The organism is Paenibacillus jamilae (assembly GCF_050482105.1).
GTDB lineage: Bacteria > Bacillota > Bacilli > Paenibacillales > Paenibacillaceae > Paenibacillus > Paenibacillus jamilae_B.
This window is the reverse complement of record NZ_JBCNHI010000011.1, coordinates 69,940-83,180: the sequence shown is the minus strand read 5'-3', so window position 1 is coordinate 83,180 and position 13,241 is coordinate 69,940. Positions and strand designations below refer to the sequence as shown.

Below are 13,241 nucleotides of genomic sequence, written 5' to 3'. Positions count from 1 at the left end.
AACTGTATATACTTGAATTATCGGAATAATCTCCCTGGGATTGAATAAAGCCAGCAAAAAAAGTGAGTTTAGCAATCTCCCGTCCTGCTCATTCCTCATGCTTTTTTAAGCCGTAATTCCCTATCACCAAACAATGGTTTTCATTGGCAATTAAATACTTATCACTTTTGGGGTTATCATTTTACTTATGTACACAGACAAAAAAAGAGATGACATCCGTATTCGCAATCACCTGAATACAACATGTTATCCCCATTTTTTGTGTAAAATGCGCCTTCTATATTTTGTCTTCTCTTTTAATCCTTTTTAAGCTCAGAACCCTTATACATATAAAAGTAGCCCTTTAGAGTTCCGTTTTGCGGATAAGCAGCAGGATCTTTGTCTTTTATTTGACCTACCCACTTTTGATTTATAAGCGTAGAGGGTCCTTCCTCAACTAGTGCTTCAGCAGACATTCTTGTAATTGATTGTGCTGCGTTGGGCCAGAATGTAACTAAGTAGACATCGTTAGCATTAAACCGATAGCGTCCTTCAATTGGAGTTCCCTCATAAAACTGTTCAGCCAAAGAAGCAGCCTCAGATCCTCTCATAAAAATTCGAATCTCATCGGTGCCGTTCCATGTATGAGGAATTCCGTCTTTGGGATTAACGTATTCTACAGTTGCTGGCTCCTTGTCGGTATTAAAATCAACAATCGCATAATGATAAACCTCATCCGTTACACTCTTGGTTGCAAATTCAGTTATTTTATCTGTTTGATAGCCACTGAACTTTCCATACACATTCGGAGTTTTGCCAATAGCAGCAAAGGCCTTTTCCTGATCCATAGATCCATCTCTTCCAGCTACTGGTGTCAGTCTGTAGGTCTTGATTTCAGTCCCTTTGTACTGATCCCAAGTGTATTCGTAATAATACTTTGCATAAGATATTCCACTGTTCCAGCCTACAGATACCAGCATGACAATCCCTAGCATGAAGACTACTGGCCATTTTTTCAACATCATACCCACAACCTCTTTTCTCCAAGTACACTTAAATCATCATTAGAATTATAGCTTTTCAATAATTCTACTAACAGTTAAATATTAGAAGGAAGTGTGGATAAATTATGTCTTTTCTGTTAGTTAGTCATGTGACTCCCTATATTATTGTCTTTATGAATATTTTCCGTGCCGGCATCCAATGCCGTTTTGTAATATAAGCATTTATGTTCAATAACCTCCATTGTTTTTTTTAGTTCCTCCATTTGTGCTTCTACAGTCGCTTTTCGTTCCATAAACATGTCATATCTTTGTTGTAGTGTGGAATCTCCGCCAGAACACCAATCAATGAAATTTTTAATTTCTTTGATCGGCATTCCGGTGGATTTTAGACATTCAATTATTTTTAAAGCGTCAATATCAGATTCTTTAAATAATCTTGTTCCGCTAGATGTCCGTTCAACAAAAGGCATAAGTCCCTCCTTGTCATAGTAACGCAAGGCATATGCTGTAAGATTCAATTCTTTAGCAACTTCGCTGATCGAATATGTCTTCATCATGTATCTCCTATCCTTAATGATATAGACTTCGAGTTAACTCTAGATATAAAGGGATTCTATCAAGCTATTGGTTGAGTGTCAAAGTCCCCCAGCATAAATTTTTAAAAGGAATATAGGCTAGTCGCTTGACTTAGAGTTAACTATAAGGATTAACATTGATCTGCAAGAGAAAACTTCAACTGACTTCAGCTGGTTTTCACTTTGTATTCAATACAATTACTTTCTCTTGAAAAATATAAATAATAGGAGGCTATTTATGATAACTGCTAAAGCACGAGCTGTCGACGGCCCAGACAAACCGTTTCGAGCGGCTGAAATTAAACGACGGGATCTTGATTCACATGATGTATTGATTGAAATTAAATATGCTGGCATATGCCATTCTGACATCCACACTGCTCACGGCGAATGGGGACCCGTGAACTACCCTCTTGTACCTGGACATGAAATTGCGGGGATTGTTACGGATGTAGGAGCTGAAGTTACAAAGTACACAGTTGGTGACCGGGTAGGGGTTGGCTGTATGGTTGATTCCTGTGGCGAATGTGAGAACTGTCGTAAAGGAGAGGAACAATACTGCCTTAAAGGAAATGTCCCTACCTACGCTGGTGTTGACAAATACGGCGAGCCTACACAAGGCGGGTATTCTACCCACATTGTCGTAACTGAGGATTTTGTAGTAAAAATTCCAGACAATATTGAGCTTGACGTGGCTGCTCCATTACTTTGCGCAGGTATTACGACTTATTCGCCGTTAAACCACTGGGGAGCTGGTCCAGATAAGAAAGTGGCAGTTGTGGGCATGGGAGGCCTTGGTCATATGGCGATCAAGATCGCACATGCTATGGGTGCTGAGGTAACCGTTCTATCACAAACATTAAAGAAAAAAGAAGATGGCTTGCAATTTGGCGCGGATCACTATTATGCCACAAGCGAACCAGAAACATTTGAAAAACTGGCTGGACGCTTTGATTTGATTATTAATACGGTAAGTGCCAACATCGATCTGAACGCTTATTTTGCACTACTCACTCTTGACGGAACTTTGGTGAATGTCGGTGCCCCCGGGGAGCCGATGTCACTCAATGTGATGTCCCTAATCGGACATCGCCGTTCATTTGCAGGATCAATGATAGGAGGCATCCGCGAGACACAGGAAATGCTGGATTTCTGTGCGAAACATAATATTGTTCCTAAAATTGAAGTGGTATCAGCTGACCAGATTGACGAAGCCTACAAACGAGTATTAGCATCTGATGTGAAGTATAGATTCGTGATCGATACAAGCACAATGTAACTAGGTAAATCAATAAGTTGCAAAAGCAATTTTAATTTGAAGGTGTCTCCAAGTATAGCTTGGGGATACCTTCGCTTTATTTTGCAAAACAAAAAGCTGTCAACGTCCATTTCCTTTTATTTGAAATCTAAAGATTCACCACTTAGAATAATAGGTATATAAAGGAAGGAAGTGCTTATCTATGTTCAGGAAAATGGATATCTATCGAATCCTCACTCTAATATTTGCTGTAGTTGTTATGGTCTTGTCCCTTTTATCCCTCGCATATCCCGATACTTACAAGCACGCTTACACCATCGCACAATTTTTTCTAGGACTTGTATTTTTATTGTCCGGCATCTCAGAATTTAAGGCTCATCGTAAGAATACGGCAATAATGAACTTTTCCGTTTCCCTTCTTACTTTTTTTGTATTTATATTTTCACTTGTAGTGCGAACAGGTTAATCACACCCTTCTGTAGCTCACTCACAGCCTCTTCCTGACTCTATTCCTCTTCATATAAAAGGAAAGCCGAGCGCAACTCAGGACATCTGAATTACGCTCGGCAAACACTGCATCTTGAGCAGCCTATTCGTGTTTCTCTAATTCTTCAATTCTCTGCCGCTTTCCTATGCCAAAGACAAAGTATCCAACAACGACGATCGCCATGAAGGTTGCCCCGACAATCAACGACAAGCGTGTGTCCGGGTTAAACCACATTCCAACGATCACCAGCAACAGAAAGATAATAGTGACGTAATTACTGATCGGGAAAAAACGAGACTTAAAGTTATGGCCTTTCATTTCGTTCTTCCACTTTTTCCGGAATTTAAATTGGCTGATGGCTAATGCAAACCACGGTACCATACCTGGGAGGACGCTGGCGCTGTAAATGTACAGGAACAGTTTGGAATCAGGCATCAAGTAGTTAAATAACACCCCTACCAGCAGCAAGGAAATGGTCGTTATTATACTATTTCTAGGGACGCCGCTTGCAGAAACTTTGCCGAAGAACTTAGGAGCTTGTCCGTTCTTGGCCAATGTATATAACATTCTGCCCGCACTATAAATACCACTATTGCAACCTGACATCGCAGCTGTAAGTACAACAAAGTTAATGATACCCGCAGCAGCAACAATGCCTACCTTGGCAAAAGTCAGAACAAACGGGCTGCCGATCTCGCCAATTTGATTCCAAGGATAAAGCGTAACAATGACAAAGATTGCCCCTACGTAAAAAATCAGAATACGCCAGATGATGTTTTTAATGGCTTTTCGCAAGGTCATTTTTGGATTTTCTGCTTCACCTGCTGTAATACCCACCATCTCAATTCCCTGGTAAGCCGCTGTTACAATGCATAGTGCAAATAAAAATCCTTTTAGCCCCCCTGCAAAAAAACCACCATGGCTGACTAGATTGGATAGACCTATCGGTTGTCCGCCGTTGCCAAGACCAAAGAAGATCATCCCCGTACCCACCACTAGCATGAAGATAATAGCAATAATCTTAATCATTGCAAACCAGAACTCAAATTCTCCATAAAATTTCACAGCCGCCAAATTGGCCAGCGCAATAATAATTACACCTGCCAAAGCTGGCAACCATTGCGGGATATCTGGGAACCAGTAGCCCACATATACCCCAATCGCAGTGACCTCCGCCATTCCTACAGTAACCCATAAGAACCAATAGCTCCAAGCAGTCAAGAAACCGGCCAATGGGCTGATGTATTTATGAGCAAAGGTAGCAAATGAGCCTGTCACCGGTTCAAGAATCAGCATTTCCCCCATGATCCGCATGACAAAAAACATAATAATTCCAGCCAAGAGATAAGCCAACAGTACCGAAGGACCTGCCCATTTTATCGTACTTGCCGATCCCATAAACAAGCCGACGCCAATCGTGCCTCCAAGCGCAATCAACTCAACGTGCCGTGGCTTCAGCCCTCTCGTTAATTGTTTCGATTCCAAAAGAACGCTCCCCTTCGTATATGTTCGTCATCAAATGCTAATGATCCGGAAAACTGCCCCCAAACATTATTAATTTTCAGACTGACGTGGTTGATCGAACGACTACACAGTAGCTCCACGATTCATAAATATACAAAGTCAACCACGTCCTATTTGCCGTCCAAACCTTACTGTTTCTAAGACCGAGTCCGTAGCATTAGATGCATTGTATGACAAAAAACGTCTAAATACAACTGCTAATTAGCAGACATTTTTAGACATGAAATGGAAAGGAAGGAGATTCATTTTACTGAACATTGGTCAATTTAATGTAATGCATTAGAGCGATGAAGATATATGATTTTTCAATGATAAATATCACGATAGTAAGCCTATTTAAAGTCTATATCCATACAGTGTAAAACATGAGCTCCGAATGAAAGAGCAACATTTCAAACATCCCCTTGTGCTATAACTAGACATGAATTCCAAACAAGGAGATGAAGATATGAGCAGGTTAAAAGGTAAAATCGCTTTAGTAACGGGTGCAAGTCGAGGAATCGGTCGCGGCATTGCATTACGTCTGGCTAAGGAAGGTGCCATTGTCGCAGTACACTACGGAAAAAGACACAACGAAGCAACTGAGGTCGTTCATAAAATTGAGCAAATTGGAGGGGCTGCATTTACGATCGGTGCTAACTTAAGTGGCCTGAATGGCATCCATGATTTATATGCGAAATTGGATGAAGCGCTTCGGGAACGTACAGGTGATAATCGGTTTGATATTCTCGTCAATAACGCTGGAATGGGGCAAATTGTCCCCCTAGAAGAGACAACAGAAGAATCTTTTGACGAAGTCATGAACATAAATGTCCGAGCACCTCTTTTTGTTACCCAACAAGCTTTGCCGCGTCTAAACGATGGTGGCCGCATTATCAATCTCTCATCGTTTGTTACACGCGTGGCCTCCCCTAGTGTTTTTGCATATAGCATGTCAAAGGGGGCCGTCGACACACTTACGCACGTTTTGGCTCATCAACTTGGGAGCCGTCATATTACAGTCAACGCCATCCAACCTGGCATTATCAACACTGAGATGAATAGCGGGACCTTACAAGATCCTAACGGGCAGAAGTTTGCCGCTGGCCTTTCGACCTTTAAACGCTGGGGTGAGCCTGAGGATGTTGCAGATATAGCTGCCTTTCTTGCCTCATCGGATAGCCGCTGGATAACGGGTCAATTGATTGATGCAAGTGGCGGGTCCCATCTGTAAACGAACAGGTTCATAATAAAAACAAAACGCGTTGGTGCGAGAAAGGCGATCTTCTCCACCAACGCATGAAATAGGATGTCAGCCAGTTGTTCAACATGACTACTACGGTTCAGGTACCGCAAAAGGTTCGGTAAGGACAGTTGGATTTCTCAGGAAAATTAGAATAGATTTCCTGTTCCATAGAATAAGCATATGGGTTTGAAAGAACTTCAAGAAGCTGCTCCATCACACGGTAATCCTCTCGTTCCACCGCTGCTTCCAGTGCCTCTTCTACCCGATGGTTGCGGGGGATGATTGCAGGATTGCTGCTGCGCATCAGTTGATGCGAGGAGGCTTCGGATTCCTGCTGCCTCTCCAGCCTCGCTTGCCACTGCTCGTGCCACTGGGCAAATTCCGCAGTGCTGAACAATGCCGCACCCTCCAGCTTGTTCAAAGTTAGAGCACGGAAGGTATTGGTGTAGTCCGCGCGATGCTGCTGCATGATGTTAAGAAGATCCTCAATAAGGGATTCATCCTGTGGCTCTTCATTAAACATCCCCAATTTCGCCCGCATTCCCGCAAGCCAATGATGGTGAAACATGTTTGCAAAAACTGAAATTTCATCCTCAGCCAGTTTGACAGCCTGCTCTCTGTCGTCATGCAGCAGCGGCAAAAGAGTCTCCGCAAATCTCGCGAGATTCCACGCAGCGATATGCGGCTGATTGACATAAGCATAGCGGCCCTGTATGTCGATGGAACTGAACACCGTCTGGGGATCATAGGTATCCATAAAGGCGCAAGGACCATAATCAATGGTTTCTCCGCTAAGGGCCATATTGTCGGTGTTCATCACCCCGTGAATAAAACCCACCAGCTGCCATTGGGCGATTAGCTTCGCCTGACGCTTAATCACTTCCTGAAGCAGGCGAAGATAGCGGTTTTCCTCAGCTTTAACTTCTGGATAGTGTCGTTCCAATGTGTAATCAGCCAGAGTCCGCAGATATTGGGACGTGCCCCATGCTGAGACATATTGAAAGGTGCCGACGCGAAGATGACTGGCAGCCACACGAGTCAGAATGGCGCCGGGCTGCTCGGTTTCCCGGATGATCTCTTCACCTGTGGTTACCACCGCCAAGCTGCGGGTGGTAGCGATACCTAGCGCATGCATCGCTTCGCTGATGATGTATTCACGGAGCATCGGCCCAAGTGCTGCTCGGCCATCACCACGACGAGAGTACGGCGTTCTGCCCGAGCCCTTGAGCTGAATGTCAACCCGTTTCCCCAAGGGGGTGATCTGCTCACCGAGCAGTAGGGCGCGACCGTCTCCTAGCATATTAAAGTGCCCGAATTGATGTCCTGCATAAGCTTGAGCAAGAGGCGTTGCACCTTCGGGAACCTGATTGCCAGCCAACATCGCTACACCATCCTCTTTGTGCAGCGCCGTTTCGTTCAACCCCAGTGAGACTGCCAACGGATGATTGAAAATAATCAGCTTTGGTGAACGGACAGGATTTGGATTGAGCTTCGTAAACATGGATTCTGGCAGACGAGAATAACTGTTGTCGAAATTCCACCCTATATTATCTGCTATTTCTTTTTTCTCCGTCATCGTGTCTCCCTTTCTGCGGTGGTATCTTGGATTTGCCCATTTTAGTTTTTACTTCTATCCATTTATTATCCACTTTTCACCATGCTGTTGCACTTTTTTAGCCTACTTTTTCTATTGTAGCCGATGATCAAACATCAATTGTATTTGGATACCGAATGGATCTTCAATAATACCATAGGCTTGGCTAAACACATTACTGGATAAAGGAACAATAATTTTCACTCGGTCATCTGTTATTAAACTATGATAAAAATGCTCAATTTCTTCTATGTCAGCACTTTGAATACATAATGAAGTGTTATTCCCTACGGTATATTCTTCACTGGGATTCATGGGTTCTTCTGCTATCATGACCTTTGTGCTTCCAATCGATAAAACAGAATGAGAAATATAATCTTTATTTTCAGCAGTAAGCTGTATTGAGCTGTCACGCTTGGCCATGTCTTGATAAGTAACGACAAATCGTTCCTCTGCGTTAAAATGTTTTTTGTAAAAAGCTATAGCATCCTTTGCTTTTCCGTTCATGGACAAGAAAATAGCTACTTCCAGTGTTGTACTCATGGGTTCAATCTCCTTTTTTAATCATGCTTTGAGGTAGATATCCTATAGATTTGATATATCCCCTTGAACCTATTATCATATGTAAAGGTATCAAAATATGACACCTTTTATGAGGAGATTAGGCATGAAGAAATCCGAAAGATTAAATGACATGATCAGATACTTAAACAGTCGAGAGTACTTTAATTTAAATGATCTCATGGATAAATACCAGATTTCAAAAAGTACAGCCTTACGTGATATTAGTTCATTAGAACAATTAGGTATGCCTATTTATTCGGAGCATGGCCGCCATGGGCGATATGGTATCTTAAAAAAAAGGTTGCTATCGCCTATTATTTTTACGCTGGATGAAGTGTACGCTCTGTACTTTGCCATGTTGACCTTAGAAGCTTATCAATCCACACCCTTTCATTTGAGTGTGAATAAACTCAATGAGAAGTTTGAGCACTGCCTTTCTGAAATACAAATAAACCAGATTCATAAAATGAAAAAGGTTCTCCAATTTGAAATCTATCAACATCATCATATTAGTCGCTATTTAGACAAAATTTTAACCAGTATTCTTAATGAGAGGTACTGTAAGATTCAATATTCAAAAAATAACCATAACAAAAGTTATCATGTTCAATTTTTCAGAATTTCCGCTAAGTTCGGCCAATGGTATGCTACGGGAATAGAGTTCAATACGAACAAATATAGAGTTTTTAGATGTGATCGGATCACCTTGGTAGAAGAGGAGGAAATCGATTCTCACTTTTCTATAGATGAACTCCTTAGCCGTTCATTAGAAATGTATCAAACTGAGAAGCGCATTGATTTTGAAGTAGAAATTGCAGAACACGCCAAGGATATTTTTTATAAAGAACATTATCCCTCTATGAAAATAGAGCAGGACCAAAAAACAGTCATCAAAGGATTCTATAATCCTGGAGAAGAGGAGTTTATTGCTCAATATTTTATGAGATATGGTCATTATGTACGATCAGTGAAGCCAGAATCTTTAAAGCACATTATTAAAGATAAAGTAGAACACCTCTTAGACCACTATCAAAAATTATGAGGTCATTGGAAGTTTGTTCAAAATGTTCTCTACATTTTAGCATAGAAAAGAAGCCTCAAGCTCCTTTTCCTTGCTAACGATGACACTGGAATTATGGCTTCCGTTTGGCAATAACAGCGTAGGATACCGTTCTTGTAGTTCCAGTTGGATTCCATGCAGTAAAGAACCATCTGTCTTCAGCTGCTGAATAGTTATCGAGCAGAAATCCTTGGTCATTTCCAGAGAAAATCCATGAACCGCTAATCAGATTGTAGTCGTTACCGTTAATCGTAGTGCTTCTAAAGCTATTTGGAGGAATAGTGACCGGAGCGAAAGTGAAGCGTGCAAACCCGTCTCCAAGTTGAGTTACACGAATGGCTTTTCTAATATTCATAACCACATGGCTTCTTTTTTTCAGTTTTTTCCCCAATTTTGCTTCCGCTTTTCTAATTTTCACTAAAGTTGCCTTTCGCAAAGAAATCATCTCCTTCATTGTTTTACTTATAGTTAATGAAGGATTAGATACTTTTGAATGGGCAAAATCCTTGGTCAATTGGCTGAATTTTCTGAAGATGCTGAAATAAAAAAAGCCCTTCCTTAAAATAAAGGAGGGCTTGATAACACTACTTACCATTATTTCTATACCGATTTGGTTAAGCCGATATGGGTGATCATGGTGTCGTACGGCTCTAACTCCATGGTTTGTTTGCCATAGTCCGTTTCAATCGTCGTTCTTTGTAGTTGATCGCTATTGTTAATAACAACCAACATTTTACTTTCTGGATAATAAGCACATTCTGTATATAAGTTATCCGTAATGTACTTTGTTTCATTGAGCTCATCACCCGCAAAGCGGATTATATTCAGCAGTAATCTGGTGTTTTCCCAGCTGAATTCGAAAGAAGGAAGGTAAATCCCCTTGCCTTTACCGAAGGCATGAGTGGATAGTGTTATCATACCACTCGTTTCGCTTACTACCGTTGCGGACCCATCAGTAAGATAAATATTATTCTTTGGCGTTATACTTGCCCCTTCTGGCACCAAACTATGCTCATCCCCAACCTCATATGTCCATCTTCCATGAGCTACTCTGGAGCCTGTATCCTCATCCAGACCGAGAACGTGTGCCATTCTGAAAAAGCTGTCATGACCTTCAACCGCCGAAGGCTGGTTAATGCCAATAAAAGCACCACCTTCATAAACCCATTGGGTCAGTAAGTCCACACACTTGTTGTCATTCCAATACTGTCCGCCACTCCATGCTGATCCGGCAGAGCCGGCATTAATCACTACGTCACAATTCTGTAGTATTCCCTGACGGATATCTTCAAAATCAATGAACTGCACTTCAATCGGCAATCCGGATAAAGCCTCATTGATATGAATCAGATCATGCATATACGTTTCGTGGAAATGACCAGACAAGGTCCACGATCTCAATTTTCCCCAGCTATGCAGAATAGCTACCTTCGTCTTCATATGATAGGGTTTGCCTTCATGGTGCAGTTCTTTGATTTCTCTGAACTCATTGGCAATCTTTTCGATGTAATCGCAAAAATCCGGGTAAGGCTCTACAAGATGCAAATACCCGCCCAGTCCAATTCGGTCAATAGGCTCTCTTAACAGGGCGCGCCGGATATTAATCCAATACTTTTTGGCATCCAGCGTGGGGTCGCCCCCCTCCATAAAGGTAGGAAGCCCGCCTAAGCCAACCGGAAATAAGTATGGATGCAGCCGAATCTCATGCGTATTCACTTTTACACCTGAGCACAGCCTCGCCTCATAACCTGAGAACACACATTTGATCAACCCGTCAAACCCATACTCTTGAAAACGGTCATTATAAGGCTCCATGCCAACCCAACTATCATCATAAAACACATAGGCCCGCTTGCCGTGCTTATGCACAATATCAATTAATTGCTTGCCAAATTCAATTACAAAATCATTGATAAATGCCATCCAGTCCAGCTTGCGCTGCTCAGCCGGGATATGTGTGACACGATATTTCCCGCCATTCACAAAATCCTCGGCAGTCATCGAATACCCATATCTCTTCGCAAACAAATCCAGTGCTCTTGAGCTTACCGTAAAATCGTATGACCCCCAATCAGAGAACAGATGGCGATTGCGCTCATTACTGCCCCAGATCCAGGCGAAATTATAAAATAAGGAGGTGAACCGAACAACCGTGGTTTCCTTATGCTGGAGACACCAATCCTCCATCCAATCCAGCAGATACTTTTGCGTTTCTGTGTACATGGGATCAATCTGCATTAAATGCTCTTTGTCCCAATGATTCGTGGTGTGATTGTACATGGAAATCTCTTCCCAGATTCGATAGACCATGAAGCTTACCGTGTATTTATGCCAAGGGGCAATTCCTGTAATGACCACATTTCCGGATTCTCTTTCATAATTCCACTGTTCTCGTGGAACCTCTTCCCCGGTCGTTCTGTCAAAAACCTGCCAGTAGTTAAGTGCCTCTTTGGAATCATTCACTTTGAATTGTTCTGCAAAAAAATCCTCCATCAGATAGATGGATACATAGTCTTGTACAGCTACCTTCGGATTCGTCATTAAAAAACATTGCTGCAGCTTATCCAGATTGCGAGAAGCCCACTCGTTATGCTCTCTGATGATACAGATTGTTGAATAAATGCCGTACCCAGCGTTTATGATCTCATCGGACAACTGCGTGCCGTCACTGTCACGGATGACATCAGCACCCCACCGTTCAGCTAATTTCAGGGTTAACGCCTCATAACCAGATTCCCCCGGTAGTGTAAAGGCTCCCGTTGCTTGTTTAGACAACTTCAATCCCTCCTAATTCAACATATCGGATAGAAAAGCCAACGCCAAGCCTTGTCCCCAGCCCTGAATCCAGTCTTTTGGAATATTGCGATACCCTTCCCGATCTTTCATAACCGCTGTGCCGCCCGATACACCCAGTACCCGTCCGTCTTCGCTAATATGGTTTAAGATGCCCTCCAATGCCTTTTGCACGTATTTGGTATGCAGCGGATTGCCGTTATTAATCATGGCTGCTGCGATACCGCAAGATGCAGATACTTCTTCGTACGATTCCTCGTCATCCAGCACCGTTCGCCACAAGCCGTTCTCTGTTTGAACACCCTTAAGTGCCGCCAGTTGATCCCGAAGGGAACACTCCACGTCCATACACGGCGGATACAAATACCAGTCTTTCAAATGAATTTTGACTTGCGACATGGTATATGCTCCCCAAGCATTCGCTCTTCCCCAGAAAAATCCGGACATATGATCCTGTTTGACATTGTTGTAGCCATGGTACCAGAGACCGCTACTAGGGTCTTGCAGGTATTTGATATGCCAATAATATTGATTTAAGGCATCCTGAATCATTTGCTCATCCTTTAATTTGGTTCCTACACGCAGCAGGAAAAATGCCGCCATAAACAACGTATCTGCCCATGCTTGTTCTGGAAAATCATTAGCAGTGGATACCGTATGCTGCAGAACACGGTCTCCGAACCGGAGAGCATTATTTTGGATGTAATCCACCTTACTCATCACAATATCCCAATATTTTGGGTCCCCTGTCTCTTCATACAATGTGATCAGCATATGGCCCATGGCACATGTGTTAACCGTCCAGTGCGGCAAACCCAGCTCGATGTATTCATCTGCCCACTGGACAAGCATATTCAAATAATCTTTATTCCCTGTTTTCGTATAGGCTCTGGAAACACCATAATAAGCCACACCGCAGGGCCAATCCCATGTTAAATCCATCGCCATGGTTTTTCTGACGACTTTATCGATAACTCTTAATATCTCTTCCTTGTCATAAGTTAATTGAAGCATTATTATTCCCCTCTCCTAGTGCACACGCCCCCAAAAGCGCTTGAGAGCGGTTCGTCACTGTTTTGGAAACGCTTTACTTATTCCATTGTACGCAGTAAAATAGTCTCAATCTAAGCACAATCGCAACAAAACTGCGCAATTCCAACCGTTTATATGTATATCTG

The 13,241-nt window shown here is 42.4% G+C and carries 11 protein-coding genes; 3 read left to right on the top strand and 8 right to left on the bottom strand.

The window, feature by feature from the left end; genetic code table 11:
- Nucleotides 1-296: 296 nt before the first annotated feature.
- Nucleotides 297-1,004, bottom strand: a complete 708-nt coding sequence (locus ABEW32_RS07860) for a hypothetical protein (protein WP_430186321.1) — start codon at nucleotides 1,002-1,004, stop codon at nucleotides 297-299.
- Nucleotides 1,005-1,120: 116 nt separating this feature from the next.
- Nucleotides 1,121-1,537: a MerR family transcriptional regulator gene (locus ABEW32_RS07855; RefSeq protein WP_430186997.1), complete on the bottom strand. Its 417-nt coding sequence runs from the start codon at nucleotides 1,535-1,537 to the stop codon at nucleotides 1,121-1,123.
- Between the two features lie 259 nt (nucleotides 1,538-1,796).
- Here ABEW32_RS07855 and ABEW32_RS07850 point away from each other — a divergent pair, with 259 nt between their 5' ends.
- Complete coding sequence (locus ABEW32_RS07850; protein WP_430186319.1) at nucleotides 1,797-2,837, top strand: NAD(P)-dependent alcohol dehydrogenase; 1,041 nt, start codon at nucleotides 1,797-1,799, stop codon at nucleotides 2,835-2,837.
- Between the two features lie 568 nt (nucleotides 2,838-3,405).
- Here the strand turns inward: ABEW32_RS07850 and ABEW32_RS07845 are convergent.
- Nucleotides 3,406-4,788 (bottom strand): amino acid permease, encoded by a 1,383-nt coding sequence (locus tag ABEW32_RS07845; protein WP_430186317.1) that lies wholly within the window; start codon nucleotides 4,786-4,788, stop codon nucleotides 3,406-3,408.
- 487 nt (nucleotides 4,789-5,275) lie between these two features.
- On the opposite strand from ABEW32_RS07845, the gene ABEW32_RS07840 reads away from it, so the two are divergent.
- On the top strand, nucleotides 5,276-6,040 hold the full coding sequence (locus ABEW32_RS07840) for an SDR family oxidoreductase (protein ID WP_430186315.1): 765 nt from the start codon (nucleotides 5,276-5,278) through the stop codon (nucleotides 6,038-6,040).
- 109 nt (nucleotides 6,041-6,149) lie between these two features.
- Here the strand turns inward: ABEW32_RS07840 and ABEW32_RS07835 are convergent, their stop codons facing one another.
- A complete protein-coding gene (locus tag ABEW32_RS07835; protein ID WP_430186313.1) occupies nucleotides 6,150-7,628 on the bottom strand; it encodes a protein adenylyltransferase SelO in 1,479 nt (492 codons plus the stop codon).
- A gap of 111 nt (nucleotides 7,629-7,739) precedes the next feature.
- Nucleotides 7,740-8,189, bottom strand: a complete 450-nt coding sequence (locus ABEW32_RS07830; RefSeq protein ID WP_430186311.1) for a VOC family protein — start codon at nucleotides 8,187-8,189, stop codon at nucleotides 7,740-7,742.
- 124 nt (nucleotides 8,190-8,313) lie between these two features.
- Here ABEW32_RS07830 and ABEW32_RS07825 point away from each other — a divergent pair, with 124 nt between their 5' ends.
- Complete coding sequence (locus ABEW32_RS07825; RefSeq protein ID WP_430186309.1) at nucleotides 8,314-9,252, top strand: helix-turn-helix transcriptional regulator; 939 nt, start codon at nucleotides 8,314-8,316, stop codon at nucleotides 9,250-9,252.
- 91 nt (nucleotides 9,253-9,343) lie between these two features.
- Here ABEW32_RS07825 and ABEW32_RS07820 read toward each other — a convergent pair whose 3' ends face one another.
- The 3 genes from ABEW32_RS07820 to ABEW32_RS07810 all read right to left on the bottom strand — a co-directional run bounded on the left by ABEW32_RS07820 (nucleotide 9,344) and on the right by ABEW32_RS07810 (nucleotide 13,077).
- Nucleotides 9,344-9,625 carry a hypothetical protein gene (locus ABEW32_RS07820; RefSeq protein ID WP_430186307.1) on the bottom strand — a complete coding sequence of 94 codons (282 nt, stop codon included), beginning with the start codon at nucleotides 9,623-9,625 and terminating at the stop codon, nucleotides 9,344-9,346.
- Between the two features lie 245 nt (nucleotides 9,626-9,870).
- The gene (gene gnpA / locus ABEW32_RS07815; protein WP_430186306.1) at nucleotides 9,871-12,045 is read right to left on the bottom strand and encodes a 1,3-beta-galactosyl-N-acetylhexosamine phosphorylase; all 2,175 of its coding nucleotides are present in this window, start codon (nucleotides 12,043-12,045) and stop codon (nucleotides 9,871-9,873) included.
- 12 nt (nucleotides 12,046-12,057) lie between these two features.
- Nucleotides 12,058-13,077 (bottom strand): glycoside hydrolase family 88/105 protein, encoded by a 1,020-nt coding sequence (locus ABEW32_RS07810; protein ID WP_430186304.1) that lies wholly within the window; start codon nucleotides 13,075-13,077, stop codon nucleotides 12,058-12,060.
- Nucleotides 13,078-13,241: the final 164 nt, after the last annotated feature.

What these genes read in the sequence shown, in the direction of transcription:
- ABEW32_RS07860 (WP_430186321.1), bottom strand. Translation starts at nt 1,004, where the DNA reads ATGATGTTGAAAAAATGGCCAGTAGTCTTCATGCTAGGGATTGTCATG.
- ABEW32_RS07830 (WP_430186311.1), bottom strand. Translation starts at nt 8,189, where the DNA reads ATGAGTACAACACTGGAAGTAGCTATTTTCTTGTCCATGAACGGAAAA.
- ABEW32_RS07855 (WP_430186997.1), bottom strand. Translation starts at nt 1,537, where the DNA reads ATGAAGACATATTCGATCAGCGAAGTTGCTAAAGAATTGAATCTTACA.
- ABEW32_RS07850 (WP_430186319.1), top strand. Translation starts at nt 1,797, where the DNA reads ATGATAACTGCTAAAGCACGAGCTGTCGACGGCCCAGACAAACCGTTT.
- ABEW32_RS07810 (WP_430186304.1), bottom strand. Translation starts at nt 13,077, where the DNA reads ATGCTTCAATTAACTTATGACAAGGAAGAGATATTAAGAGTTATCGAT.
- ABEW32_RS07840 (WP_430186315.1), top strand. Translation starts at nt 5,276, where the DNA reads ATGAGCAGGTTAAAAGGTAAAATCGCTTTAGTAACGGGTGCAAGTCGA.
- ABEW32_RS07825 (WP_430186309.1), top strand. Translation starts at nt 8,314, where the DNA reads ATGAAGAAATCCGAAAGATTAAATGACATGATCAGATACTTAAACAGT.
- ABEW32_RS07835 (WP_430186313.1), bottom strand. Translation starts at nt 7,628, where the DNA reads ATGACGGAGAAAAAAGAAATAGCAGATAATATAGGGTGGAATTTCGAC.
- ABEW32_RS07820 (WP_430186307.1), bottom strand. Translation starts at nt 9,625, where the DNA reads ATGAATATTAGAAAAGCCATTCGTGTAACTCAACTTGGAGACGGGTTT.